Here is a 21,546-nt window from a genome sequence, read left to right on the forward strand (position 1 = left end):
TGTTGTTCCTTGTTGCGCAAGTCGTATTTTGGCGTGCATCCTGATGGTCTCTCCCTCCAGCAAAGAACTGTTCATCCAGGGCATCACCCACGAAGGCAAGACTTTCCGGCCCAGCGACTGGGCTGAGCGGCTGGCAGGCGTCATGAGCCAGTTTCGCCCCGGTGGTGCCCAGCGCGGCAGCCACCTGAGCTACTCGCCCTGGTGTGTTCCCACAACGCTCAATGGCGTCAAGTGCGTGGTTGTGCACCGCGACCTGCGCGACTACGAGCCCATGGCCTGGGATTTCTGCCTGAACTTCGCCAAGGACAACAACCTGCAGGTTGCCGAGGCCTGCCTGATACCGGACGAGCCGGCCCGCTGAGGCCGGCTTCTTTTTTTGCGGGTCGTTCCCGTCCGATGTGAAGCGCGCCTGGGGTGCGTTTTTTTTTCGCCTGTGCTCCGGAGGGTGGGGCTTTTTTGGTGAATCCTGCGGATGCAGGAGCATCGTTCAGGCACAAAAAAACCGCCCGAAGGCGGTTTTCTCGTTCGCTGACAGCGCACCCGTTACAAACGGCAGATGGCCGGAGCCATCCGTGCGGTTGCCTAATTGGATTAGGCGGCGGCCAGGGCCTTGACCTTGGCGGACAGGCGGCTCTTGTCGCGAGCGGCCTTGTTCTTGTGGAAGATGCCCTTGTCGGCGATCGTGTCCAGAACGGATTGGGCTGCGGCAAACAGTTCGGTTGCCTTGGCCTTGTCGCCAGTCAGAACGGCCTTTTCGACCTTCTTGACGGCGGTGCGGTACTTGGAGCGCAGCGAGGTGTTGGCTGCGTTGAGCTTGGTGTCCTGACGGACGCGCTTGCGGCCGGAGGCGAGACGGGGGTTCTTCTTTGCGGGCTTGGATGCCATGATATGTATTCCTAGTGTCTGAGGATGTTGTCGGCGAAGCGCGGGATTATAGCACGCAGCCCGGACACGGCCTTGAGGGCCCAGGCCGCACGGGCCGGCCTGTTGCAACGGAGTGCAAGAGCGGCCAGGCCCGCCTGGAGCGCCGGCCGGCGGGGCATGCCAGCGCATACACTCCCCACGGTGTCACTGTTCAAAGCCGCCTCCACCGTTTCCCTGCTGACGCTGGCCTCCCGTATCACCGGGCTGGTGCGCGATCTGCTCATGGCCTCCATGTTCGGAGCCAATGCGCTGACCGATGCGTTCAATGTCGCCTTCAGGATTCCCAATCTCTTTCGGCGGCTGTTCGCCGAGGGGGCCTTCAGCCAGGCCTTCGTGCCGGTGCTGGCCGCCAGCAAGGCCAAGGAGGGGGACGAGGCCACGCGCACGCTGATCTCGCACGTGGCCACGCTGCTGTTCTGGGTGCTGCTGGTGACCTGCGTGCTGGGCGTGGTGGGCGCGCCGCTGCTGGTCTGGCTGCTGGCCAGCGGCCTGCGCCAGTCGCCCGAGGGCTATGACGCCGCCGTGCTGATGACACGCTGGATGTTCCCCTACATCGGCTTCATGTCGCTGGTGGCGCTGTCTGCCGGCGTGCTCAATACCTGGCGGCGCTTTGCCGTCTCGGCCGCCACGCCGGTGCTGCTGAACCTGGCCATGATCGCCGCCGCCTTCTGGGGCGCGCCCTGGCTGCAGGCGCGCGGCATCGAGCCCATCTATGCCATGGCCGGTGGCGTGATGCTGGGCGGCGTGCTGCAGCTGGCAGTGCAACTGCCTGCGCTGGCGCGCCTGGGCCTGCTGCCGCGCATCGGCTTTTCGCCAGCTGCGCTGCGCGAAGCCTGGGCCGAGGCCGGCGTGCGCCGCATCCTCAAGCTGATGGCGCCGGCCCTGCTGGGTGTGGGCGTGGCCCAGGTCTCGCTGATGATCAACACCCAGATCGCCTCCTATCTGCAACCGGGCAGCGTGACCTGGCTGTTCTATGCCGACCGGCTCATGGAGTTTCCGACGGCGCTGCTGGGCGTGGCGCTGGGCGTGGTGCTCACCCCCCAGCTGGCCGCTGCCAAGGCGGCCGACGACTCGGAGCGCTACTCGGCCATGCTGGACTGGGGGCTGCGCCTGGTGGTGCTGCTGTCCGTGCCGTGCGCCGTGGGCCTGCTCACTTTTGCCGAGCCGCTGGTGGCCACGCTGTTCCACCGTGGTGCGCTGCAGGACAGCGACGTGGGCCAGATCGCTCTGGCGCTGGTCGGCTACGGCGCAGGCCTGGTGGGCCTGGTGGCCATCAAGGTGCTGGCGCCGGGCTACTACGCCAGCCAAGACATCCGCACGCCCGTCAAGATCGCCATCGTGGTGCTGGTCATCACCCAACTGCTCAACCTGGTCCTGGTGCCCTTCATGGCCCATACCGGCCTGGCGTTGTCCATCGGCCTGGCGGCCCTGGTCAATGCGGGCTGGCTGCTTTGGGGTCTGCTGCGCCGGGGCGTCTACCGTCCCAAGCCGGGCTGGGGCCGGCTGGGCTTGCAGGTGGTCGCGGCCAGCAGCCTGCTGGCCGTGCTGCTGACCTGGGGCAGCCAGCATTTCGACTGGATCGCGCTGCGCGCCAACGGCTGGCAGCGTGTGGGCCTGCTCGCCGCGCTGATGGCTGCCTCGGTGCTGCTGTACTTCGGTGCGCTGTGGGCGGCGGGGCTCAAGCTGCGCGCACTGCTGCGGCGCTGAGAGGCATCGCCCAAACCCGCATAATTGCAGGCTTGGGCGCTGCAATATACAAAGCATCATGAGCTGGAGTTACGAAGACACGCCAACGGCCCTGCAATACTTTGCAGCGCTGGTGCAAAGCGATGACCACCTGCCGTTGATGGAGGCGGCAATCAGCATCGCTCAGGATGCCGTGCCCGATCTCGACCTGCAGGCGGCCAGCGCCGAGCTGGACCGGCTGCAGGTGCGCCTGCTCCAGCGCCTGGCCGGCGAAACCGATTCCCTGCAGCGCCTGCGCGTGCTCAACCAGTTCTTCTATGGCGAGCTGGGCTTTGGCGGCAATCTCAACGATTACTACGACCCGTCCAACAGCTACATCCACCATGTGCTGCAGACGCGGCGTGGCATTCCCATCAGTGTGGCGCTGATCTGGCTGGAGCTGGCTGCGGCCATCGATCTGCCGGCACAGGGCGTGAGCTTTCCCGGGCATTTCCTGGTCAAGCTGCGCCTGCCCCAGGGGCAGGTGGTGATGGACCCGCTGAGCGGTGAATCCTTCTCGGCCAACAGCCTGGCCGAGCGGCTGGAGCCCTTCTGGCAGAACGCCGGCCTGTCCGCCGAGGAGGCGGCTCCGCTGGGCATGTACCTGCAGGGCGCATCGCCGCGCGACATTCTGGAGCGCATGCTGCGCAATCTGCAGGAGATCCACCATGCGCGGCGCGACTGGCCGCTGCTGGTGGCCGTGCTCAACCGGCTGGCCGTGCTGCGGCCCGACATGCCGGAGATCTTCCGGGACCGGGGGCTGGCCTATGCGCAGTGGGGAGTGACCGAGCGTGCGCTCGAAGACCTGGAGCGCTTCCTGCATTCCCAGCAGGGCGCGCAGGCCGTGGCCGTGCGCGAGGTGATCCGGCGGCTCAGGGGGCTGTAGCGGCGGCAGCCCCCAGGGTCGGAGCGCTGCTCAGACCAGCCGGACGGCTTCCAGCTCTTTCTTGAGATAGGCGTAGAACAGCGGCGCCGCCACCAGGCCTGCGGGGCCGAACACCGACTCGGCCACGAACATCACGGCCAGCAGCTCCCACACGCCCATGTGCGTGCGCTGGCCCACCACCTTGGCGTTGATCACGTACTCGGCCTTGTGGATCAGGATCAGAAAGCCCAGGCAGGCCGCGGCGGCCACCGGGGAGACCGACAGCCCCACGATGGTGATCACCGCATTGCACAGCAGGTTGCCCACGATGGGCACCAGGCCCGCGATGAAGGTCAGCGTGATCAGGGCTGGCGTGTAGGGCAGGGTCAGGTTCCAGTGCGGCAGCACGCCCAGCAGGAAGATGGCCGTCAGGAATGTGTTGAAGGCCGCAATCCAGAACTGCGCCGCCACGATCTGGCGGAAGGCCAGCCCCATGAGCCGGATGCGTTCGCGCAGCGCAGCCACCAGGGGCGGGCGGCGCGTGGTGATGGGGCGCACGGCGGCCAGCGCGCCGATGATCAGGCCCACGTAGGCATACAGCAGGCCGGTAAGCCAGGCGCGGCCCGCATGGGCCAGGGCGCCGGCCTTGGCCGCCAGGTAGCTGGCCAGCAGGTGCTGGATTTCCTGCGCGCCGTCCGGCAACTGGTCGGCCATGTCGGCGGGCAGCTTGTCACGCAGCTCCAGCACCGTGTGGGCCAGATAGTCGAGCAGCTCGCGGTACTGCTGCGGCGCGTCGGTGATGTAGGTGCGTGTATGCGAGAGCGCGCCGCTCAGCAGGGCCAGCGGCGCAAGAATGACGATGGTGGCTGCCACCAATTGGGTCCAGCGCGGCAGCGAGCCGCGTCGGGCCTTGGGCTGGGCCCGTGCCAGCAGCCCGGCAAGGGCGCGCGTGACCAGAAAGCCCACGCAGACACAAAGCATGCCCGGCAACAGGCCCTGCCACATGATCAGCAGCAGGGCGCCTGCCATCAGCACATAGCTGGAAAGCGTCACGCCGCGCGTGGGCGCGGGCTGCGGGGAGATGATGGGCGAGGGCAGGTGCTGGGTCATGCGCTGCGGGCCCGTGGTCAGCGGACCTCGACAGGCTCGCCCTCGCCGCGTGCGGCGATGCGTCCGATGGTGTAGACCGTCTCGCCCAGCTGCTTGAGCGTGGCGGCCGTGGCTTGGGCAGCTTCGGCGGGCACGACAACGACCATGCCGATGCCGTTGTTGAAGGTGCGGTTCATTTCCACGGCGTCGATGCCCGCCGTCTTCTGCAGCCAGGCGAACAGCTCGGTCTGGGGCCAGCTGCCGGCATCCAGGTGGGCGGCCAGGCCTTCGGGCAGCACGCGGGGGATGTTCTCCAGCAGGCCGCCGCCGGTGATGTGGGCCAGCGCCTTGATGGGGTGCTGCTCCAGTGCGGCCAGCACGTTCTTCACGTACAGGCGCGTGGGTTCCATGATGGCCTGCTTGAACGGCTTGCCGTCCAGCGATTCGGGCAGGCTGCCCTGGGCTTCGGCGCGCTCGATGCACTTGCGCACCAGGGAGAAGCCATTGGAGTGCACGCCGGCCGAGGCTAGGCCCAGCACCACGTCGCCTGCGGCCACGCTCTGGCCCGTGAGGATCTTGGACTTTTCGACGGCGCCCACGGCAAAGCCCGCCAGGTCGTATTCACCGGCCGGGTACATGCCGGGCATTTCGGCGGTTTCGCCGCCGATCAGTGCGCAGCCCGACAGCTCGCAGCCGCGTGCAATGCCGCCGACCACGGCAGCGGCCGTGTCCACGTCCAGCTTGCCGCAGGCGAAATAGTCGAGGAAGAACAGAGGCTCGGCGCCCTGGACCAGCACGTCGTTGACGCTCATGGCCACCAGGTCGATGCCCACGGTGTCGTGCATGTTCCACTCGAAGGCCAGCTTGAGCTTGGTGCCCACGCCATCGGTGCCCGAGACCAGCACGGGTTCCTTGTAGCGCTTGGGCACCTCGAACAGCGCACCGAAGCCTCCGATGCCGGCCATCACGCCTTCGCGCATGGTCTTCTTGGCCAGCGGCTTGATGCGCTCGACCAGCGCATCGCCAGCGACGATGTCGACGCCGGCGTCTTTGTAGGAAATCGGGGTAGAGGAGGGGGCAGAAGAGCTCATGGATGGGTACGGTGCGGTAGGCCCGATGCCGGGCTGGAACCCCGGGATTCTACGGCGCCGGCCGCCGGCAGGCGCGCGCGCCAGTGGGCTTCGAGGGGGCTTTCGTTGCACATGCGGGCCGGCTGCCGCCGTGTCGGGCGCCGCGCAGACTAAAATCCCTCGTCCGCCCGGGAGCTCCCGGGCGTTGTCCGCCTTGCCGCAGCGCTGCGCTGCGCCGAGGCGGGCCTGTCTTTGCTCTCAACCCAATGCCGTTGCCGATTCCTCTGCCTGCTTTTGCCGCATGGACCCGCCTGGACACAGGAAAGGGGGCGCTGCGCGTATGTCGCAGATGAAGCAGCTGGCTCTGGATATCAGCATGGCGTCGAGTCCGACGCTGTCGCGCTTTTTCGTCGGTCCCAATGCCGCAGTGATCGATCATCTGCGCCACTGGGTGGGCGACGGCCGCATGCAGACCGCCCGCACGCCGGTGCCCACCTATCTTTGGGGCGAGTCGGGCTCGGGCAAGACCCACCTGCTCAAGGCCGTGCGCGAGGCGCTGCGCGAGCAGGGCGCCATGGTGGGCTGGATGGATGCATCCACCCTGTTCCCGCCGCCGTTCGACGAGCGCTGGGCGGCGGTGCTGATGGACGACGTGGACATCTACACTCCGCTGCAGCAGGCGCGGGCCTTCAACTGGTTCGTGAATGCGACGAGCCCGGCCACGGGCTCGCCGCGCTGGGTGCTGGGAGCCGGCCCCCTGCCGCCGGCCGACCTCAAGCTGCGCGAGGATCTGCGCACGCGGCTGGGCTGGGGCCATGTGTTCCAGCTGCAACTGCTCGATGAAACCGCGCGCCGCGCGGTGCTGCGCCAGGAGGCCGATGCCCGTGGCGTTTTTCTGGGCGACGATGTGATGGACTACATGCTCAAGCGCTTCTCACGCGACCTGGGCAGCCTGATGCAGCTGCTCGACATGCTCGACGGCTTTGCGCTTCGCAACAAGCGCGCCATCACCATCCCGTTGCTCAAGACGATGCTGGAAACCGAATGAGCCCACATTCTCGTGTGGGCAGGGACTGCGGGAGCCGGCGGAGCCTGCGTTGCAAGGGCAGCGCGGGACCCATTTTTTTAGGATATGCATGACCTCTGATCAGAAGCAACTCCGGCCCCGGCTGGCGTTGTTCGACCTGGACCATACGCTGCTGCCGCTCGATTCGGACTACGAGTGGGGCGAGTTCACGACGCGCATCGGCTGGACCGATCCGGCCGAGTTCGGCCGCCGCAACGCCGAGTTCTTCGCGCACTACCAGGCCGGCACGCTCGACGTGCACGACTATGTGCGCTTTGCCACCGAGGCCTTCTGCGGCCGTGGCGCGCAACAGGCCGACGAGGCGCATGAGCGCTTCATGCGCGAGGTGATCACCCCCGCGATCCGTCCCCAGGCACTGGAGCTGCTGCGCACGCACCAGCAGGCGGGCGACCAGATCATCATCGTCACGGCCACCAACGAGTTCGTGACGCGCCCCATTGCCGCCGCACTGGGCGTGCAGGAGCTGATTGCCGTGGAACTGGAGCGCGACGCCCAGGGCTGGTTCACGGGCGAGATCCGTGGAACGCCCAGCATGCGCGACGGCAAGGTCCAGCGCATGCAGCAGTGGCTGGATGCGCGTGGCCTGGACTGGGGCGGCGTGGAGAGCTTCTTCTACAGCGACTCCTGGAACGACGTGCCCCTGCTCGAACGCGTGGACCACCCCGTGGCCACCAACCCCGACGCACGGCTGCGCGCCCTGGCCCAGGAACGTGGCTGGCGCATTCTGGACCTGTTTGGCGAAGCACCATGATCAAGAACATCATCGACAAGCTGCTGGGCAAGACCTCGGCTGCCCCCCGCGCCCGCAAGTCCCCCTTCGGCAAGCGCCAGGAAGTGCCCGTGCAGGTGCACGGCATCGATCCCAACCTGGTGGACCGGCGTGCCATCGACGTGGTCGAGACGCTGCAGGACGCCGGCTACGAGGCCTACATCGTCGGCGGCGCCGTGCGCGACCTGCTGCTGGGCCTGCGCCCCAAGGACTTCGACGTGGCCACCAATGCCACGCCCGAGCAGGTCAAGGGCCTGTTCCGCCGCGCCTTCATCATCGGCAAGCGCTTTCGCATCGTGCACGTGGTCTATGGCCGCGGGCGCGAGAACGAGGTCATCGAAGTCTCCACCTTCCGCGCCTTCCTGGACAACAGCGCGGCCGAGGCCGTGAGCGGCAACGAGCGCACCAGCAAGGCCCAGCTCGCCGGCATGCACCATGCGGTGGACGCCAGCGGCCGCGTGCTGCGCGACAACGTCTGGGGCCCGCAGGACCAGGACGCCACGCGCCGCGACTTCACCATCAACGCCATGTACTACGACCCGCGCACGCAGATCGTGGTGGACTATCACAAGGGCATCGACGACGCCAAGAAGCGCATGCTGCGCATGATCGGCGACCCGGCCACGCGCTACCGCGAAGACCCGGTGCGCATCATCCGCGCCGTGCGCTTCGCGGCCAAGCTGGCGGGCAAGGGCTTCAAGATCGAGCCCAAGACCGCCAAGCCGCTGGTGGAGTGCGAGCCGCTGCTGGCCGATGTGCCGCAAAGCCGCCTGTTCGATGAAATGCTCAAGCTGCTGCAGACCGGCCACGCGCTGGCCTCGGTGGAGCAGTTGCGCGGCCTGGGCCTGGCGCGCGGCATCTACTCGCTGCTGGATGTGGTGGTCGAGCGCGCGGAGCAGCCCTTTGTGCGCGCCGCGCTGACCGACACCGACCGCCGTGTCGAGGAAGGCAAGCCCGTGGCGCCCAGCTTCCTGCTGGCCTGCGTGCTGTGGCATGACGTCAAGACCGGCTGGGAGCGCCGCCTGAACCAGCGCCAGCACCCCTTCCCCGCGCTGCAGGAATCCATCGACGAAGTGTTCGACCAGCGCATTGGCGATGTCTCGGGCCGCGGCAAGCTGGCCGCCGACATGCGCGAGATCTGGGTCATGCAGCCGCGCTTTGACAAGCGCACGGGCGCCACGCCGTTCAGCCTGGTGGCCCAGCCGCGCTTTCGCGCGGGCTTCGACTTCATGCGCCTGCGCGCCGACATCGGCGAGGTCGATGAAAGCCTGGCCAGCTGGTGGCAGGAGTTCCAGAACGCCGACGACGCGCGCCGCGACGACCTGATCGCCCAGGCCCGCGACGAGCAGCGCGCCCGCCAGCGCAGCGCCGAGCCCAAGGTGCACCGCGTGGCCAAGGCCCGCCCCGCGCGTGAGGACGCCGGCGCTGGCGAAGCGCAGCAGGCCGACGCACCTGCCGCCGCCTTGCCCCAGGTGGAGGGTGAGGAAGGGGCAGCGCCCAAGAAGCGCCGCCGCCGTCGCCGCAAGCCACAGGGCGGTGGTGATGGCGCCGTGGGCGGGGATGACTGAGCCGGGGCACTGGGTCGCCATTGGCCTGGGCGCCAATCTGGGCGACCGGGGCCAGGCGCTGGCCCAGGCGCTGCAGGCCATTGGCGGCCTGCCGGGCACGCGCCTTGTGGCCGTGTCCTCCCTCTACAGCACGGCGCCCGTCGACTCCAGCGGCCCGGACTACCTGAACGCCGTGGCCGCCGTGCACACCACGCTGCAGCCGCTGGCGCTACTCGATGCGCTGCAGGCCATCGAACTGGCGGCCGGCCGTGAGCGCCCCTACCGCAACGCGCCGCGCACACTGGACCTGGATATCGAACTGTGGGACGACGAGCGCATCGCGCTGCCGCGCCTGAGCGTGCCGCACCCGCGCATGCACGAGCGCGCCTTCGTGCTGGTGCCGCTGGCCGAGATCGCGCCTGAGCGCGTCACGCCAGGGCAATTGCAGGCCGTGGCGGGGCAGGGCATCCGCCTGGCGCACAAGCCTGGCTGGCATCTCAGACAAGCCTGAATCCCGACAGTGGCCTGAATGAAAAAGCCGCAGCGCCCTGAGGGCGGCTGCGGCTTTTTGCCAGCCGGGACGCGGTGGATCGGCTCAGTCCACCTTCGCTCCGGAGGCCTTGACGATGGGCTGGTACTTGGCACGCTCGGCGGCCATGAACCTGTCGAATTCGGCGGGTGTGGAGGACACGGGCTCGGCCATCAGGGTCTCGAAGCGGGTCTTGGTCTCGGGCGCGGCCAGTGCATCGCCAAAGGCCTTGCTCAGCTTGTCCAGCACGGGCTTGGGCGTGCCGGCCGGGGCCACCAGGCCCCACCAGGTGTCGATGGAAAAGCCGGGGAATGTCTTGGACAGTGCGGGCACGCCGGGCAGCAGCGTGGTGGGGTTCAGCGTGGTCACGGCCAGCGCCTTGAGCTTGCCCGAGCGGATGTTGGGTGCAGCGGCGGCCAGGTTGTCGATGTTGAAGTCCACCTCGCCCGACAGCAGGGCCAGCTGGGCCGGGTTGGCGCCGCGATAGGGCACGTGAAGGGCGAAGATGCCGGCCTTTTGCTTGAGCATTTCGCCGGCCAGGTGGCCCGCGCTGCCGTTGCCGCCGCTGCCGTAGTTGAGCTTGCCGGGGTTGGCCTTGGCGTAGGCGATCAGGTCGGCCACGCTGTGGATCTTGAGCTGCTCGGCACGGGCCGCGTTCATCACCAGCACATTGGGCACGCGCACCATCTGGGTGATGCCGGCGAAGTCCTTGCCCGCGTCATAGGGCATCTTGGCGTACAGCCAGGGATTGACGGCATGGGTGGCCGTGGCGGCCAGGCCGATGGTCATGCCGTCCGGCGTGGCGCGGGCAATGGCGTCGGCGCCGATGTTGCCGCCGGCGCCTGCCTTGTTGTCGATGATCACCACTCCCAGGGAATCACGCACCCGCTCGGCCAGCGCGCGCGAGGTGATGTCCAGCGGACCGCCGGGCGCATAGGGCACGATCAGGCGGATGGGCTCTTGCGCCAGGGCAAGCGGGGAGGCCAGGGCAGCAGCGGCCGCCATGACCGAGAGAAGGCTGTTTCTACGGTTCATAGGGGCGCTATTGTGCAAAAAAATTGCGACACCTGGCTGTGCGCAGGTATGCAGAGCAGTTTTTCTGCGTATTGATTGATCTGCCCTGGCTTCAGGCTGCCTTGTCGGCTTCCGTGGTGAATGCGTCGGCGTAGAACTCTTCGTCGGGCAGGCCACGCTGGTGCACATAGGCCTGGTGCGCGGAATCGACCACGATGGGCGCGCCGCAGGCATAGACCTGGTGGCCCGAGAGGTCGGCAAAGTCGTCCAGCACGGCCTGGTGCACGAAGCCCGTGCGGCCGGTCCAGGCGTCTTCGGGCAGGGCATCCGAGACCACGGGCACGTAGCACAGCTGCGGCATGGCTTCGGCCTGTTCGCGCACCCAGGCATCCATGTAGAGGTCTTCGGGGCGGCGGCCGCCCCAATACAGGGTGACGGAGCGGTGGATGTCCTTGTGGCGGATGTGCTCCAGCAGCGCCTTGATGGGCGCGAAGCCCGTGCCCGAGGCCAGCAGGATGACGGGCTTGTCGCTGTCCTCGCGCAGGAAGAAGCTGCCGAACGGGCCTTCCACGCGCAGGATTTCCTTTTCCTTCATGGCGCCGAACACATGGTCGGTGAACTTGCCGCCCGGCATGTGGCGGATGTGCAGCTCCAGCCCCGGCGCCGTGTCCTGCACGTGGGGGGCCGTGGCCATGGAGTAGGCGCGGCGGGCGCCGTCGCGCAGGATGAACTCCACGTACTGGCCTGCGTGGTAGCGGAACTTGTCTGCGGCGGGCAGTTGCAGGCGCACCTGCATCACGTCGTGCGACTTCTTCTCCAGCGTGGCCACGCGCACGGGCATTTTCTTGATGGGAAAGGCGCTGGCATCGGTGACCTGGCGGGACTCCAGCACCACCGAGGTGGCTGGCCTGGCGCAGCAGGTGAGCACATAGCCGTCGGCCTCTTCCTGGGCGGTCAGCGCCTTGTCGGCATGCGGGCCATGGGTGACATCGCCACTGAGCTTCTTGCACTTGCAGGAACCGCAGGCACCGTCCTTGCAGCCATAGGGCAGGCCCACGCCGGAGCGGATGGCTGCGGCCAGGATGGTCTCGCTGCCCTGCGTGGCGAAGGCGCGGCCGCTGGGCTGTACGGTGATTTCGTGGGAAGCGTTGGCTATCTCGGTCATGTTCTCGGTATCCTCGGGGGCGCTGGCGGGCGCGTGGAGCGCGCCGGCGATCTTCTTTCCCGGACGGACATGCCGCTGCCGCGACCGGCGGCGCGCGGCTGGCCGCCCTCGCAACAGGCCAGGATTTTGCCCTCAAACCAAAACCCATTGGGCGCGCTGCCGGCGCGCTTTCGACGCGAACGCGTGCTCATCGTCGGCTGCGGCGACGTGGGGCTGCGCGTGGCTGGTGCATTGGCGGGCGCGCCCGGCGCACGCTCCGGCGTCGCACGACGGGGCCCGCGCGTGCTGGCCCTGACGCGTGGTGCCGAGCGCCTGCAGGATCTGCGCGGGCGCGGCATCACGCCGCTGCTGGGCGATCTGGACGCACCAGCCACGCTGCGCCGTCTGGCCGGCCTGGCCACGCGCGTCGTCCACCTGGCGCCGCCACCCAATCCGCCCACTGGCGAAGAGGGCTGGTGGCTGGACCCGCGCACCACGGCCCTGCTGCGCGTGCTGCGCCGTCGCGGCCGGCCGGCGAGCCTGGTCTATGGCTCGACCTCCGGTGTCTACGGCAACTGCGAGGGCGCCTGGATCGACGAAAGCCGCCCGCCTGCACCGGCCACGGCGCGTGCCCAGCGCCGCGTGAACGCCGAGCGTGCCGTGCGCTTTGCCGGGCGCGGCGGGCTGCGCGCCAGCATTTTGCGCATCCCGGGCATCTATGCGCCGGACCGGGAAAACGGCACGCCGCGCGGGCGCCTGCTGCGCGGCACGCCCCTGCTGTGCGCGGCAGAGGATGTCTACACCAACCACATCCATGCCGACGACCTGGCCCGCGCCTGCGTGCGGGCACTGTGGCGCGGCCGGCCGCAGCGCATCTACCACGCCAGCGACGATACGCAGCTGCGCATGGGGGACTATTTCGACTTTGCGGCCGATCTCTACGGCCTGCCGCGCCCCGCACGCATCACGCGCGAGCAGGCACAGCGCGAGCTGCCGGCCAGCCTGCTGAGCTTCATGGGGGAGTCTCGCCGCCTGCGCAACCAGCGCCTGAAGGCCGAGCTGGGCCTGCGCCTGCGCTACCCCACCGTGGAGCAGGGCCTGCGCGCGTGAATCAGCGCGGATGGATGCCGCCGTTGGTGTCGTAGCAACGGAATACGTTGCAGTGCGAGATGGGTGCCGAAGGCGGCAGCGGCTGCGGCGGCACGGGGCGCCCGACGATCCACGGCCGGTTGATGGCATTGGGCTGCAATGCGCGCGATTGCTGCAGCTGCTCATAGGCCTTGGGGCCCAGGCAGGCCATTTCCATTTGCTGCTGGGCGGCCTGGCTGCGCGGGCCCCAGGTGGCGGGATCGGGATTGGACTCGGCCAGGATGGTGTCCAGACGGCGGCGCGCCTGCTGGCAGGCAGGGGAGTCGCCGCTGTCGCGCTGGGCCGAGTTCTCGCGCTCGCGCCGGCTGCGCGCCTCGCGCTCCTGCTGCTGGGCGCGCGCGCGGCGCTCGGCCTCTTCGCGGGTCAGTTGCTGGTTCTTGCGCTCTATGGCGGCGGCAGACTGCGCGCGCTCGCGTTCCAGCTCTTCGGGGCTGGGGGCTTCCTGCACCTGCACGCGGTTTTCGCCGTCCTTGCAACTGCTGTTGGTGTAGGTGACGCGGCCGGTCTTGGCGTCCGTGCAGCGGATGACCTGGGCCGAGGCCGGGCCTGCGGTGAGCGCCACCACCAGCGTTACAAGCATCGGTACAAGCGCCGCCAGCGCCCAACGCACGGCCGCCGATGAACGGCGACCGTGCGCCGGGGGCTGGCAAAGGTCTTGGATGCGGTGCATGGCGGTTTCCTTTCCCATCACAAGCGGCACAGGGATATGGTGCATTGCCGATTATGGTGCGGAGCGCAGGGGGCTGGACATGCCGCTGGTCAGCCGTTCAACGCCAGTGGCGCGGATCCTGCGTGGGGTAGGGGTTGCCGCCGCCCTGGCTTTCGCGCTGCATGCGCTCGATGGCGCGTTGCTGCTGCTCGCGGTCACGCTGCTGCTGTTCCCGGTCGCGTTGCTGGCGTTCACGATCGCGTTGCTGCTGGCCCTGGTCGCGCTCGCGGTCCCGCTGCTGGCGCTCGGCTTCGCGGCGCTGCTGCTCCTGCATGCGTTCGCGCAACTGGCGGTCGCGGTCCTGTGCCTGGCGGTCACGGTCCCGGTCGCGCTCGCGCATTTCACGCTCGCGCTCCTGGCGGTCGCGCCAGGCGTCGCGGTTGCGCTCCTGCTGAATGCGCTCGCGCTCGTACTGCAGGCGATCGCGCTCACGCTGCAGTCGCTGGCGCTCGTACCAGCCGTTGTCGGGATAGGCGGGCTGCGTGGGATAGGAGGGGTAGATGACGCCGCCGCCAGAGGGGTAGCTGGGGTAGGTCGGATAGCTGGGGTAGCCAGAGCCCATGTCCGAGTAGCCATCGGGCGGCACGGCGCAGGCGGAGACCAGGGCGGCGAGGCCAAGGCCGGCCAGCAGGCGCAGCATGCGCAGGGGGCGCAGGTCACGCTGCTGGTGTGACTGCGCGGTGGGGGCGTTGGAACGGGGCATGGTATGGGGTCCGGGCAAAGGCGTGTTTCCTGTCTGGATCTCTTCCTATGACGTTTGACAGGCCGTATTGGTTGACCTGGGTCGTCCTTGCAAGGCAACAAGGGCGACAGCGGAGCTTCTATTTTGATAGCAATTCGCCCATATTCTGTAGGTGTCGCCAGATGAATTGCGCAGGCGTGGTGCGCAAGGGCGCCTGCCGCCCCGATCGCGGCAATGGCTTGCGGGCGCGGCTAGAATGGCCTCTGTCTTTGGCGGTGCGCAGTCCGTGCGCCGCAAAGCAGCGTTCTCAGGGCGGGGCGAAATTCCCCACCGGCGGTATCTGGATCTGTCTTTCGGCATGTGTCCAGGAGCCCGCGAGCGCCCGGCAAGCCGCAAGGCCGGCCGGGGTCAGCAGATCTGGTGAGATGCCAGAGCCGACGGTCACAGTCCGGATGAAAGAGATCGCGCAGCACCTGCATGGCAGGCGCCATGCCCATGGTTTTCCCATGGGCTGCGCCGCGCCATGCGGCGCCATGGCGCGCGCCCTGATTCATTTGTCTCATCTTGAAAGAGCACCATGAATCAGACTCCTGTCTCCTTGAATTTCTCCGCACACGGCACGGCCTCGGGCACGCCGTGGAGGGCCGTCGCGGGCCGCAGCCGCGTGGCCGTCATCTGCGCGAGCTGGCATACCGATGTCGTGCACCAGGCGCGCGACTCCATGGCGGCCGAGCTGCAGGCCCAGGGCGTGGCCGCGCAGAACATCAGCCACTTCAATGTGCCCGGCGCCTTCGAGATCCCGCTGCTGGCCAAGAAGCTGGCCGACACTGGCCGCTTCGACGCCATCATCGCCTGCGCTCTGGTGGTCAATGGCGGCATCTACCGCCATGAGTTCGTGTCCTCGGCCGTGATCGACGGGCTGATGCGCGTGCAGCTCGACACCGAGGTGCCCGTGTTCTCCGCCGTGCTCACGCCGCGCGACTTCCACGAGCACGGCGACCATGTGGAGTTCTTCCGCGCCCACTTCGTGAAGAAGGGCGTGGAGGTGGCCCATGCCTGCCTGGCGGCCCTGGACCAGCTGGCCCAGGTGCAGGCGCTGGGCCAGGCCCGCGCGGCCTGAGTTGCAAGGGTCGCCTGCGTCGCCGGTTGCGGCGCACCACCCAGCACAGCTTTGGGTGGGGACGGATGCTCGTAAACACTGAGTTGGTGCCGAGTGTCGCGGCACCGTCACGCGGCATTGCCAAGCCGCGATGACGGGAATAACGTGACGGCCTGTTTCAACTGAGGAGTGCGCGATGAAGATGTCCCGGAAGTTGTGTATTGCGGCCGTCGTGGCCGGCATGGGTGGCGTGGCCATGGCCCAGGAGCAGGTGATCCGCATCGGCCACATCGGCCCGGTGTCCGGTCCCCAGGCCAATTTCGGCAAGGACAACGAAAACGGCGTGCGCATGGCCATCGACGAGCTCAATGCCAAGGGCATGGAGATCGCCGGCAAGAAGGTCAAGTTCCAGCTGGTGGCCGAGGACGATGTGGCCGATCCCAAGCAGGGCACGGCCGCCTCGCAGAAGCTGTGCGACGACAAGGTCGCCGGCGCCGTGGCCTTCCTCAACTCGGGCGTGGCCATTCCCTCGTCCAAGGTCTTCCAGGACTGCGGGATTCCCATGATCACGGGCGCGGCCACCAACCCCGACCTGACCAAGCCCGGCTGGAACACCACCTACCGCGTGATCGCCAATGACAACGCGCTGGGCGCGGCACTGGCCAAGTACGCGGCGCAGACGCTCAAGCTCAAGACCGTGGCCATCATCGATGACCGCACGGCCTACGGCCAGGGCCTGGCCAATGTGTTCAAGAAGGATGCGGAAAAGCTGGGCGTGAAGGTCGTGGCCTCGGAGTTCACGAACGACAAGGCCACGGACTTCATGGCCATCCTGACCTCGATCAAGGCCAAGAAGCCCGATGGCATCTTCTACGGCGGCATGTACGGCCAGGCCGGCCCCATGCTGCGCCAGATGGCCCAGCTGGGCCTGAACGATGCCAAGTACTTCGGCGGCGACGGCCTGTGCGTGCCCGAGCTGGCCAAGGTGGCAGCCGGTGCCAAGCCGCTGGACAACGTGATCTGCGCCGATGGCGGCGCCTCGCTGGCCAAGATGCCCGGCGGCACGGAGTGGAAAAAGCGCTACGACGCCAAGTACCCCGGACAGTTCCAGGTCTACAGCCCGTACTTCTACGACGCCACCATGATGCTGGCCGACGCCATGAAGCGCGCCAACTCCTGGGACCCCAAGGTCTACATCCCCTTCCTGCAAAAGGCCGACTACTCGGGCGTGACCTCGAAGATCGCCTTCGAGAAGAACGGCGAGATGAAGAACCCCTCGTACACGCTGAGCGTGTTCAAGAACGGCCAGAAGACAGCCCTCGACTGAGCGAGCGTCCTTCCTTCGTTTTCATGCCCGCCCCGTGCGGGCTTTTTTTCGTGCGCTGTCCATGATCCTCAGGCCGGGGCCGGCGCATCGACCACGCCCGGCAACCGGGCCAGATAGGCCTGCAAGGCAGCGATGGCCTGGCGCACCTTGGCGGGCTGGGCCTGGCGCTGCGGGGTGACGGCCCAGATGTCGAGGCCGCCGAAGTCCCAGTCGGGCAGCAGGCGCACCAGGCGGCCTTCGGCCACAGTGTCGGCCACGTCCATGCTGCCCAGCAGGGCCAGTCCCAGGCCCGCCTCGCACATCTGCTGGATGGACAGCTGGTTGTTGCTGGCCACATGCGGCAGCACCTGCAGGCTGTAGGTCTCGCCCGTGTCAGGGTGGCGCGCCTCGGCACGCAGGGCCTGGCCCTGGCCCTCGCGCGCCAGGCCCAGCCAGCGCATGCTGGCCAGTGGTGCCGGGTGGCGCCAGGCCGCGCCGCCCCCCTGGGCCTGTAACCATGCGGGCGAGGCGCACAGCCAATTGCGCATGGCGCCCAGGCGCCGGGCGGCCCAGCCGGAATCGGCCAGCCGGCCGAAGCGCAAGGCCAGGTCGATGCGGCTTTGTATGAGGTCGATGGGCGCGTCGTCCACATCCAGGTGCAGGCGCAGTGCGGGATGCCGGGCCAGCCAGTGGCCCAGGGCCGGCGCGATGTGGCGGGCAAAGCCCACGGTGGCTGACAGGCGCAGCTCGCCGCCGGGCTCGTCGCGCGCGGCCGCCAGCTCGGCCCGCGCCTGGCTGGCGGCCTGGGCCATGGCGGCGCACTGCTGGTAGTAGCGCTCGCCCGTGTCGGTCAGCGCGATCTGCCGGGTGGAGCGGTGCAGCAGGGTGACGCCGCCATCGCGTTCGAGCTGGCGCACCTGCTGGCTCACGGCCGAGGGGCTCATGCCCAGGGCACGCGCGGCGGCGCTCATGGAGCCGTGCTGCACCACGGCGGCGAAAACGGCCATGCGTTTGTAGTCATCCATGGGTTGTATTGTGAAGCTGCACTTCAAGGTCTTGGTAAAAATTGCCGTCTACCGCATGCATTGTGAACGGCGTAATCTCAATGCCATCGTGAACAGGCGCCCTGGCGCCATAAAGGACCGAAGATGAAAGTGGCATTGATTGGCGCAACCGGCTTTGTGGGTTCGGCGGTATTGAAGGAGCTGCTGCAGCGCGGCCATGAGGTCGTGGCCCTGGTGCGCGACCCCGCCAAGCTGGCGGCCCAGCCGCGGCTGCAGGCCGTGCAGGCCGATGTACTGGACGCCGCCGCCGTGCAGCGCGCCGTGGCGGGCGCGGACGCCGTGGTCAGCGCCTACAACGCGGGCTGGGGCAATCCCGACATCTATGAGGACTTCATGCGCGGCTCGCGCGCCATCGTGGCGGGCACCAAGGCGGCCGGCATCAAGCGCTACCTGGTGGTCGGCGGCGCGGGCAGCCTCTACATCGCACCCGGCAAGCAACTGGTGGACACGCCCGAGTTCCCGGCCGCCATCAAGCCCGGCGCCTCGGCTGCCCGCGATGCCCTCAACGATCTGCAAAAGGAGCAGGGCCTGGACTGGACGATGCTGAGCCCGCCCATTGCCCTGCACCTGGGCGACCATGGCGAACGCACAGGCCAATACCGCACGGGCAAGGATGAGCCGCTGATGCAGGCCGATGGCCAGCCCGGCACGATTTCGGCGGCGGACCTGGCCGTGGCCCTGGTCGACGCGCTGGACAAGGGCCTGCACCTGCGCCAGCGTTTCACCGTCGCTTACTGAACACCTGCGCCAGTCCACTGGTGCCGCAGCGGTCTCCATGGCATGCTGGTGTCCGTCATGAACAGGCAGGAGCACAGCCATGATCGACCACACGGGAATCCTCGTATCGGACTTCGAGCGCAGCAAGGATTTCTATGCACGCGCCCTGGCGCCGCTGGGCTATGAAATCCTCATGGAGCTTTCTGCCGAAGTCACGGGCCATACGGACACTGCGGGCTTCGGCGAGCCGCCCAAGCCCGATTTCTGGATCAGCGGGGGCACGCCCAACCAGCCGCCCATCCATGTGGCCTTCCGCGTGGACAACCGCCACATGGTCGATGACTTCCATGCTGCGGCCCTGGCGGCAGGCGGGCGCTGCAACGGCGAGCCCGGCCTGCGACCGCACTACCACGACGACTATTACGCGGCCTTCGTGCTCGACCCCGACGGCCACAACATCGAGGCCGTCTGCCACCTGCCTCCAGCCTGAGTCCCCCTGGCGGCACTGGGGCCTGCGCGGCAGCTGACATCAGGCGGTCGCATGGCGCAGCACAATATTGCGCTGCAACAAAAAAGGCCCCACGTTCCCCATGCCCCCTTCCGTTTCCGCTGCGGCCGGCTCCGTTTCCGCGTCATCCACACCCACGGCCGCCCAGGCCTGGCTCAGCGTGATCGCACTGGCGCTGGGCGCCTTCGTCTTCAATACCACCGAGTTCGTGCCGGTGGGCCTGCTCAGCAGCATTGGCGCGAGCTTTGGCATGCCCACCGAGCAGGTCGGGCTGATGCTGACCATCTATGCCTGGATCGTGGCCCTGGCCTCGCTGCCCTTCATGCTGCTCACGCGCAATGTGGAGCGGCGCAAGCTGCTGATGGGCGTGTTCGCGCTGTTCGTGGCCAGCCATGTGCTGTCGGGCGTGGCCTGGAGCTTTGCCTCGCTCATGGTCAGCCGCATCGGCATTGCGCTGTCGCACGCGGTGTTCTGGTCCATCACCGCCTCGCTGGCCGTGCGCGTGGCGCCGCCCGGCAGGAAGGCCGTGGCGCTGAGCCTGCTGGCCACCGGCACCTCCATGGCCATGGTGCTGGGCATTCCGCTGGGCCGCATCGTGGGCGAATGGCTGGGCTGGCGCACGACGTTCCTGGCCGTGGGCGGGGTGGCCGCCATCGTCATGGTGGCCCTGGCCCGGCTGCTGCCGCGCCTGCCCAGCGAGAACGCGGGCAACCTGGCCAGCGTGCCCATGCTGCTGCGCCGCCCGGCGCTGCTGTCCATCTACATCCTGCTGGTGGTCGTGATCACCGGGCAGTTCACGGCCTACAGCTATATCGAGCCCTTCGTGCAGGACATCGCGGGCTTCGAGGGCAAGGTGACCACGGCCGTGCTGCTGCTGTACGGCGGCATGGGCATCGTGGGCAGCGTGATGTTCAGCTGGTGGGGCCTGCGCCATCCGCGCGGCTTTCTGTTGGCCGCCATTGGCGTGCTGTCGGCCAGTCTGCTGATGCTGGTGCCGGCCTCGGGCCATGAGGCATCGCTCTACTTGATGAGCTCGGTCTGGGGTGTCGCCATGATCTGCTTCGCCCTGGCCATGCAGTCCCAGGTGCTCAAGCTGGCGGCCGACGCCACCGACGTGGGCATGTCCATGTTCTCGGGCATCTTCAACATCGGCATTGGCGGCGGTGCGCTGCTGGGCAGTCAGGTCAGCATGCATGCGGGCATGCAGAACATCGGCTGGATCGGCGGCGGCCTGGTGGCGCTGGGCCTGGCCTGGTGCATCTGGGCCTTCGTGCGCTGGTCGGCCGGCTTCCAGGCCGCGCACTGAAGCGGGTCAGTCGCCGGGTGCCCGCATGGCCTGGGCGTAGCGTTGCGGCGCCAGGCGTGACACCAGCACGCAGACCACGAGCACGGCGGCCATCTGGGCCAGCCAGCCGGCGCCGAATCCGCCCGTGAACTGGTGCAGCCGGGCGATCACATAGGGCGCCAGCGCCGCAATCAGAAAGCCGCCGCCCTGCATCAGTGCGTTGAGCGCACCGGCCTGCGTGGGGTGGGGAAGATGGTCCAGCGCCACCACCATCATCAAGGCGAAGCACCCACCCAGGCCGATGCCGAGGATGACGATGTTGAGCAGCGGCGCCGCATCAGGCCACCAGGCCAGCGCGGCCAGGCCGATGATCTGGCACAGCAGCGTGAACCCCAGCCATGGCCGGCGGTCGGCATGGCGCGCGGCCAGCACGGGCAGGCCCAGCGCGGCGCTGGCCTGGGCCACCGACAGCAGGGCGACCAGGCCGCCGCTTTGCGCGGGGCTCCAGCCGTGCGTCTGGTAGAAGGGCGCAAGCCAGGCCACCATGGCCGCATAGCCGCCATTGATGAGGCCGAAGCAGGCCATCAGCAGCCAGGTGCGCGGGCGCTGGCGCAGCCAGCCGGTGTCTTGCGAGGCATGGGCTGCCATGGGCGCCGGGCCTGGCAACGCGCGCAGCGCATGCCGCGCCAGCGCCAATGCCAGCAGGGCGGGCGCAGTCCAGAGCGCCAGTGCAAAGCGCCAGTCCAGCCCCCATTGCACGGCCAGCGGCGAAATCTGGGCTCCGAGCGCCCCGCCGCCCATGAGCGCGGCCGAGTACAACCCCATCATCTGGGCCATGCGTGCGGGCGACTGGCGCTTGATCAGGCCCGGCAGCACGCCTTGCACCAGGGCCACGCCAGCGCCGCACAGCGCGGCCGTGGCCAGCAGGGTGGCAGCACTGGAGCCCGCCACGCGCAGCGCGCAGCCCAGCGCAATCACCGCCAAGGACCCGACCACGGCGCGGCGCGGACCCAGGCGCCGCAGCGCGGCCGGGGCCAGCCAGGCGCCCACGCCCATCAACGCCATGGGCAGCAGCGTCAGCCAGGACAGCGTGGACAGATCCATGCCCGTGGCGGACTGTATCTGCGGGCCCAGCGGGCCGATGGCCGTGAGAAACGGGCGCAGGTTCAGCGTGACCAGGACCACGGTGGCCAGCCACAGCGCCGTTGGAATGGCGTGCGCTGCGGCAGGCGCCTCGGTGCGTGCAGGCGCAATGGACGACATG

At 68.3% G+C, this 21,546-nt stretch carries 22 protein-coding genes and 1 riboswitch; of the genes, 13 read left to right on the forward strand and 9 right to left on the reverse strand.

All coding sequences use genetic code 11. The features are described 5' to 3' along the window. Window positions 1-43 precede the first annotated feature (43 nt). A complete protein-coding gene (locus tag KDK82_RS27555) occupies window positions 44-361 on the forward strand; it encodes a DUF3579 domain-containing protein (RefSeq protein ID WP_012204103.1) in 318 nt (105 codons plus the stop codon). 230 nt (window positions 362-591) lie between these two features. Here KDK82_RS27555 and rpsT read toward each other — a convergent pair whose 3' ends face one another. After that, the gene (gene rpsT / locus KDK82_RS27560; protein ID WP_034398277.1) at window positions 592-888 is read right to left on the reverse strand and encodes a 30S ribosomal protein S20; all 297 of its coding nucleotides are present in this window, start codon (window positions 886-888) and stop codon (window positions 592-594) included. Window positions 889-1,065: 177 nt separating this feature from the next. Between rpsT and murJ the strand changes: the two genes are divergently transcribed. Continuing rightward, window positions 1,066-2,631 (forward strand): murein biosynthesis integral membrane protein MurJ, encoded by a 1,566-nt coding sequence (gene murJ, locus KDK82_RS27565; RefSeq protein ID WP_034391199.1) that lies wholly within the window; start codon window positions 1,066-1,068, stop codon window positions 2,629-2,631. A 58-nt stretch (window positions 2,632-2,689) separates the two neighbouring features. Next, window positions 2,690-3,535 (forward strand): SirB1 family protein, encoded by an 846-nt coding sequence (locus KDK82_RS27570; RefSeq protein WP_013803659.1) that lies wholly within the window; start codon window positions 2,690-2,692, stop codon window positions 3,533-3,535. 30 nt (window positions 3,536-3,565) lie between these two features. Here KDK82_RS27570 and KDK82_RS27575 read toward each other — a convergent pair whose 3' ends face one another. Then, entirely contained in the window at window positions 3,566-4,624 is a 1,059-nt protein-coding gene (locus KDK82_RS27575) for an AI-2E family transporter (protein ID WP_012204107.1), read from the reverse strand. A gap of 17 nt (window positions 4,625-4,641) precedes the next feature. Next, the gene (gene purM / locus KDK82_RS27580; protein WP_013803658.1) at window positions 4,642-5,694 is read right to left on the reverse strand and encodes a phosphoribosylformylglycinamidine cyclo-ligase; all 1,053 of its coding nucleotides are present in this window, start codon (window positions 5,692-5,694) and stop codon (window positions 4,642-4,644) included. A gap of 328 nt (window positions 5,695-6,022) precedes the next feature. Between purM and hda the strand changes: the two genes are divergently transcribed. The 4 genes from hda (at window position 6,023) to folK (ending at window position 9,587) form a co-directional block, all read left to right on the forward strand. Continuing rightward, the gene (gene hda / locus KDK82_RS27585; RefSeq protein WP_026062235.1) at window positions 6,023-6,721 is read left to right on the forward strand and encodes a DnaA regulatory inactivator Hda; all 699 of its coding nucleotides are present in this window, start codon (window positions 6,023-6,025) and stop codon (window positions 6,719-6,721) included. Between the two features lie 88 nt (window positions 6,722-6,809). Beyond that, a complete protein-coding gene (locus KDK82_RS27590; protein ID WP_013803657.1) occupies window positions 6,810-7,511 on the forward strand; it encodes an HAD family phosphatase in 702 nt (233 codons plus the stop codon). Continuing rightward, window positions 7,508-9,097, forward strand: a complete 1,590-nt coding sequence (gene pcnB, locus KDK82_RS27595; protein ID WP_088166752.1) for a polynucleotide adenylyltransferase PcnB — start codon at window positions 7,508-7,510, stop codon at window positions 9,095-9,097. Before KDK82_RS27590 ends, pcnB begins: the two co-directional genes overlap by 4 nt. Beyond that, entirely contained in the window at window positions 9,072-9,587 is a 516-nt protein-coding gene (gene folK, locus KDK82_RS27600; RefSeq protein ID WP_088166753.1) for a 2-amino-4-hydroxy-6-hydroxymethyldihydropteridine diphosphokinase, read from the forward strand. The genes pcnB and folK overlap by 26 nt, the downstream gene beginning before the upstream one ends. A gap of 84 nt (window positions 9,588-9,671) precedes the next feature. Here the strand turns inward: folK and KDK82_RS27605 are convergent, their stop codons facing one another. Next, the gene (locus KDK82_RS27605; RefSeq protein ID WP_043781175.1) at window positions 9,672-10,640 is read right to left on the reverse strand and encodes a tripartite tricarboxylate transporter substrate binding protein; all 969 of its coding nucleotides are present in this window, start codon (window positions 10,638-10,640) and stop codon (window positions 9,672-9,674) included. Window positions 10,641-10,731: 91 nt separating this feature from the next. After that, window positions 10,732-11,784 carry a CDP-6-deoxy-delta-3,4-glucoseen reductase gene (locus KDK82_RS27610; protein WP_012204115.1) on the reverse strand — a complete coding sequence of 351 codons (1,053 nt, stop codon included), beginning with the start codon at window positions 11,782-11,784 and terminating at the stop codon, window positions 10,732-10,734. Between the two features lie 69 nt (window positions 11,785-11,853). On the opposite strand from KDK82_RS27610, the gene KDK82_RS27615 reads away from it, so the two are divergent. Next, window positions 11,854-12,873, forward strand: coding sequence for an SDR family oxidoreductase (locus KDK82_RS27615; RefSeq protein ID WP_179217984.1), 1,020 nt, complete (start codon window positions 11,854-11,856; stop codon window positions 12,871-12,873). Between the two features lies 1 nt (window position 12,874). Here the strand turns inward: KDK82_RS27615 and KDK82_RS27620 are convergent, their stop codons facing one another. Together KDK82_RS27620 and KDK82_RS27625 are read right to left on the reverse strand one after the other, a co-directional pair. Continuing rightward, window positions 12,875-13,582, reverse strand: coding sequence for a DUF4124 domain-containing protein (locus KDK82_RS27620; protein ID WP_088166880.1), 708 nt, complete (start codon window positions 13,580-13,582; stop codon window positions 12,875-12,877). A 97-nt stretch (window positions 13,583-13,679) separates the two neighbouring features. Then, entirely contained in the window at window positions 13,680-14,324 is a 645-nt protein-coding gene (locus KDK82_RS27625; RefSeq protein ID WP_088166755.1) for a hypothetical protein, read from the reverse strand. Window positions 14,325-14,602: 278 nt separating this feature from the next. Further along, a riboswitch (FMN riboswitch) is annotated at window positions 14,603-14,771 on the forward strand. Window positions 14,772-14,880: 109 nt separating this feature from the next. On the opposite strand from KDK82_RS27625, the gene KDK82_RS27630 reads away from it, so the two are divergent. Together KDK82_RS27630 and KDK82_RS27635 are read left to right on the forward strand one after the other, a co-directional pair. Next, window positions 14,881-15,423 (forward strand): 6,7-dimethyl-8-ribityllumazine synthase, encoded by a 543-nt coding sequence (locus KDK82_RS27630; protein ID WP_012204119.1) that lies wholly within the window; start codon window positions 14,881-14,883, stop codon window positions 15,421-15,423. A gap of 175 nt (window positions 15,424-15,598) precedes the next feature. Beyond that, entirely contained in the window at window positions 15,599-16,729 is a 1,131-nt protein-coding gene (locus tag KDK82_RS27635; RefSeq protein ID WP_013803650.1) for a branched-chain amino acid ABC transporter substrate-binding protein, read from the forward strand. Window positions 16,730-16,797: 68 nt separating this feature from the next. On the opposite strand, the gene KDK82_RS27640 is transcribed toward KDK82_RS27635, so the two are convergent. Further along, window positions 16,798-17,733, reverse strand: a complete 936-nt coding sequence (locus KDK82_RS27640; RefSeq protein WP_088166756.1) for a LysR family transcriptional regulator — start codon at window positions 17,731-17,733, stop codon at window positions 16,798-16,800. Between the two features lie 123 nt (window positions 17,734-17,856). On the opposite strand from KDK82_RS27640, the gene KDK82_RS27645 reads away from it, so the two are divergent. The 3 genes from KDK82_RS27645 (at window position 17,857) to KDK82_RS27655 (ending at window position 20,303) form a co-directional block, all read left to right on the forward strand. Continuing rightward, window positions 17,857-18,510, forward strand: coding sequence for an NAD(P)-dependent oxidoreductase (locus KDK82_RS27645; RefSeq protein ID WP_012204122.1), 654 nt, complete (start codon window positions 17,857-17,859; stop codon window positions 18,508-18,510). A 79-nt stretch (window positions 18,511-18,589) separates the two neighbouring features. Next, a complete protein-coding gene (locus tag KDK82_RS27650) occupies window positions 18,590-18,979 on the forward strand; it encodes a VOC family protein (RefSeq protein WP_012204123.1) in 390 nt (129 codons plus the stop codon). 100 nt (window positions 18,980-19,079) lie between these two features. Then, window positions 19,080-20,303: a sugar transporter gene (locus KDK82_RS27655; protein ID WP_088166757.1), complete on the forward strand. Its 1,224-nt coding sequence runs from the start codon at window positions 19,080-19,082 to the stop codon at window positions 20,301-20,303. 6 nt (window positions 20,304-20,309) lie between these two features. Here KDK82_RS27655 and KDK82_RS27660 read toward each other — a convergent pair whose 3' ends face one another. Next, window positions 20,310-21,545 carry a cyanate transporter gene (locus KDK82_RS27660; RefSeq protein ID WP_088166758.1) on the reverse strand — a complete coding sequence of 412 codons (1,236 nt, stop codon included), beginning with the start codon at window positions 21,543-21,545 and terminating at the stop codon, window positions 20,310-20,312. Window position 21,546 lies beyond the last annotated feature (1 nt).

Origin of the sequence: Delftia sp. K82, from assembly GCF_002193035.1 — a bacterium.
Classification (GTDB): domain Bacteria; phylum Pseudomonadota; class Gammaproteobacteria; order Burkholderiales; family Burkholderiaceae_C; genus Comamonas; species Comamonas acidovorans.

What these genes read in the sequence shown, in the direction of transcription:
- KDK82_RS27555 (WP_012204103.1), top strand. Translation starts at nt 44, where the DNA reads ATGGTCTCTCCCTCCAGCAAAGAACTGTTCATCCAGGGCATCACCCAC.
- KDK82_RS27570 (WP_013803659.1), top strand. Translation starts at nt 2,690, where the DNA reads ATGAGCTGGAGTTACGAAGACACGCCAACGGCCCTGCAATACTTTGCA.
- KDK82_RS27575 (WP_012204107.1), bottom strand. Translation starts at nt 4,624, where the DNA reads ATGACCCAGCACCTGCCCTCGCCCATCATCTCCCCGCAGCCCGCGCCC.
- purM (WP_013803658.1), bottom strand. Translation starts at nt 5,694, where the DNA reads ATGAGCTCTTCTGCCCCCTCCTCTACCCCGATTTCCTACAAAGACGCC.
- hda (WP_026062235.1), top strand. Translation starts at nt 6,023, where the DNA reads ATGAAGCAGCTGGCTCTGGATATCAGCATGGCGTCGAGTCCGACGCTG.
- KDK82_RS27590 (WP_013803657.1), top strand. Translation starts at nt 6,810, where the DNA reads ATGACCTCTGATCAGAAGCAACTCCGGCCCCGGCTGGCGTTGTTCGAC.
- pcnB (WP_088166752.1), top strand. Translation starts at nt 7,508, where the DNA reads ATGATCAAGAACATCATCGACAAGCTGCTGGGCAAGACCTCGGCTGCC.
- folK (WP_088166753.1), top strand. Translation starts at nt 9,072, where the DNA reads ATGGCGCCGTGGGCGGGGATGACTGAGCCGGGGCACTGGGTCGCCATT.
- KDK82_RS27605 (WP_043781175.1), bottom strand. Translation starts at nt 10,640, where the DNA reads ATGAACCGTAGAAACAGCCTTCTCTCGGTCATGGCGGCCGCTGCTGCC.
- KDK82_RS27610 (WP_012204115.1), bottom strand. Translation starts at nt 11,784, where the DNA reads ATGACCGAGATAGCCAACGCTTCCCACGAAATCACCGTACAGCCCAGC.
- KDK82_RS27615 (WP_179217984.1), top strand. Translation starts at nt 11,854, where the DNA reads ATGCCGCTGCCGCGACCGGCGGCGCGCGGCTGGCCGCCCTCGCAACAG.
- KDK82_RS27620 (WP_088166880.1), bottom strand. Translation starts at nt 13,582, where the DNA reads ATGCACCGCATCCAAGACCTTTGCCAGCCCCCGGCGCACGGTCGCCGT.
- KDK82_RS27625 (WP_088166755.1), bottom strand. Translation starts at nt 14,324, where the DNA reads ATGCCCCGTTCCAACGCCCCCACCGCGCAGTCACACCAGCAGCGTGAC.
- KDK82_RS27630 (WP_012204119.1), top strand. Translation starts at nt 14,881, where the DNA reads ATGAATCAGACTCCTGTCTCCTTGAATTTCTCCGCACACGGCACGGCC.
- KDK82_RS27635 (WP_013803650.1), top strand. Translation starts at nt 15,599, where the DNA reads ATGAAGATGTCCCGGAAGTTGTGTATTGCGGCCGTCGTGGCCGGCATG.
- KDK82_RS27640 (WP_088166756.1), bottom strand. Translation starts at nt 17,733, where the DNA reads ATGGATGACTACAAACGCATGGCCGTTTTCGCCGCCGTGGTGCAGCAC.
- KDK82_RS27645 (WP_012204122.1), top strand. Translation starts at nt 17,857, where the DNA reads ATGAAAGTGGCATTGATTGGCGCAACCGGCTTTGTGGGTTCGGCGGTA.
- KDK82_RS27650 (WP_012204123.1), top strand. Translation starts at nt 18,590, where the DNA reads ATGATCGACCACACGGGAATCCTCGTATCGGACTTCGAGCGCAGCAAG.
- KDK82_RS27655 (WP_088166757.1), top strand. Translation starts at nt 19,080, where the DNA reads ATGCCCCCTTCCGTTTCCGCTGCGGCCGGCTCCGTTTCCGCGTCATCC.
- KDK82_RS27660 (WP_088166758.1), bottom strand. Translation starts at nt 21,545, where the DNA reads ATGTCGTCCATTGCGCCTGCACGCACCGAGGCGCCTGCCGCAGCGCAC.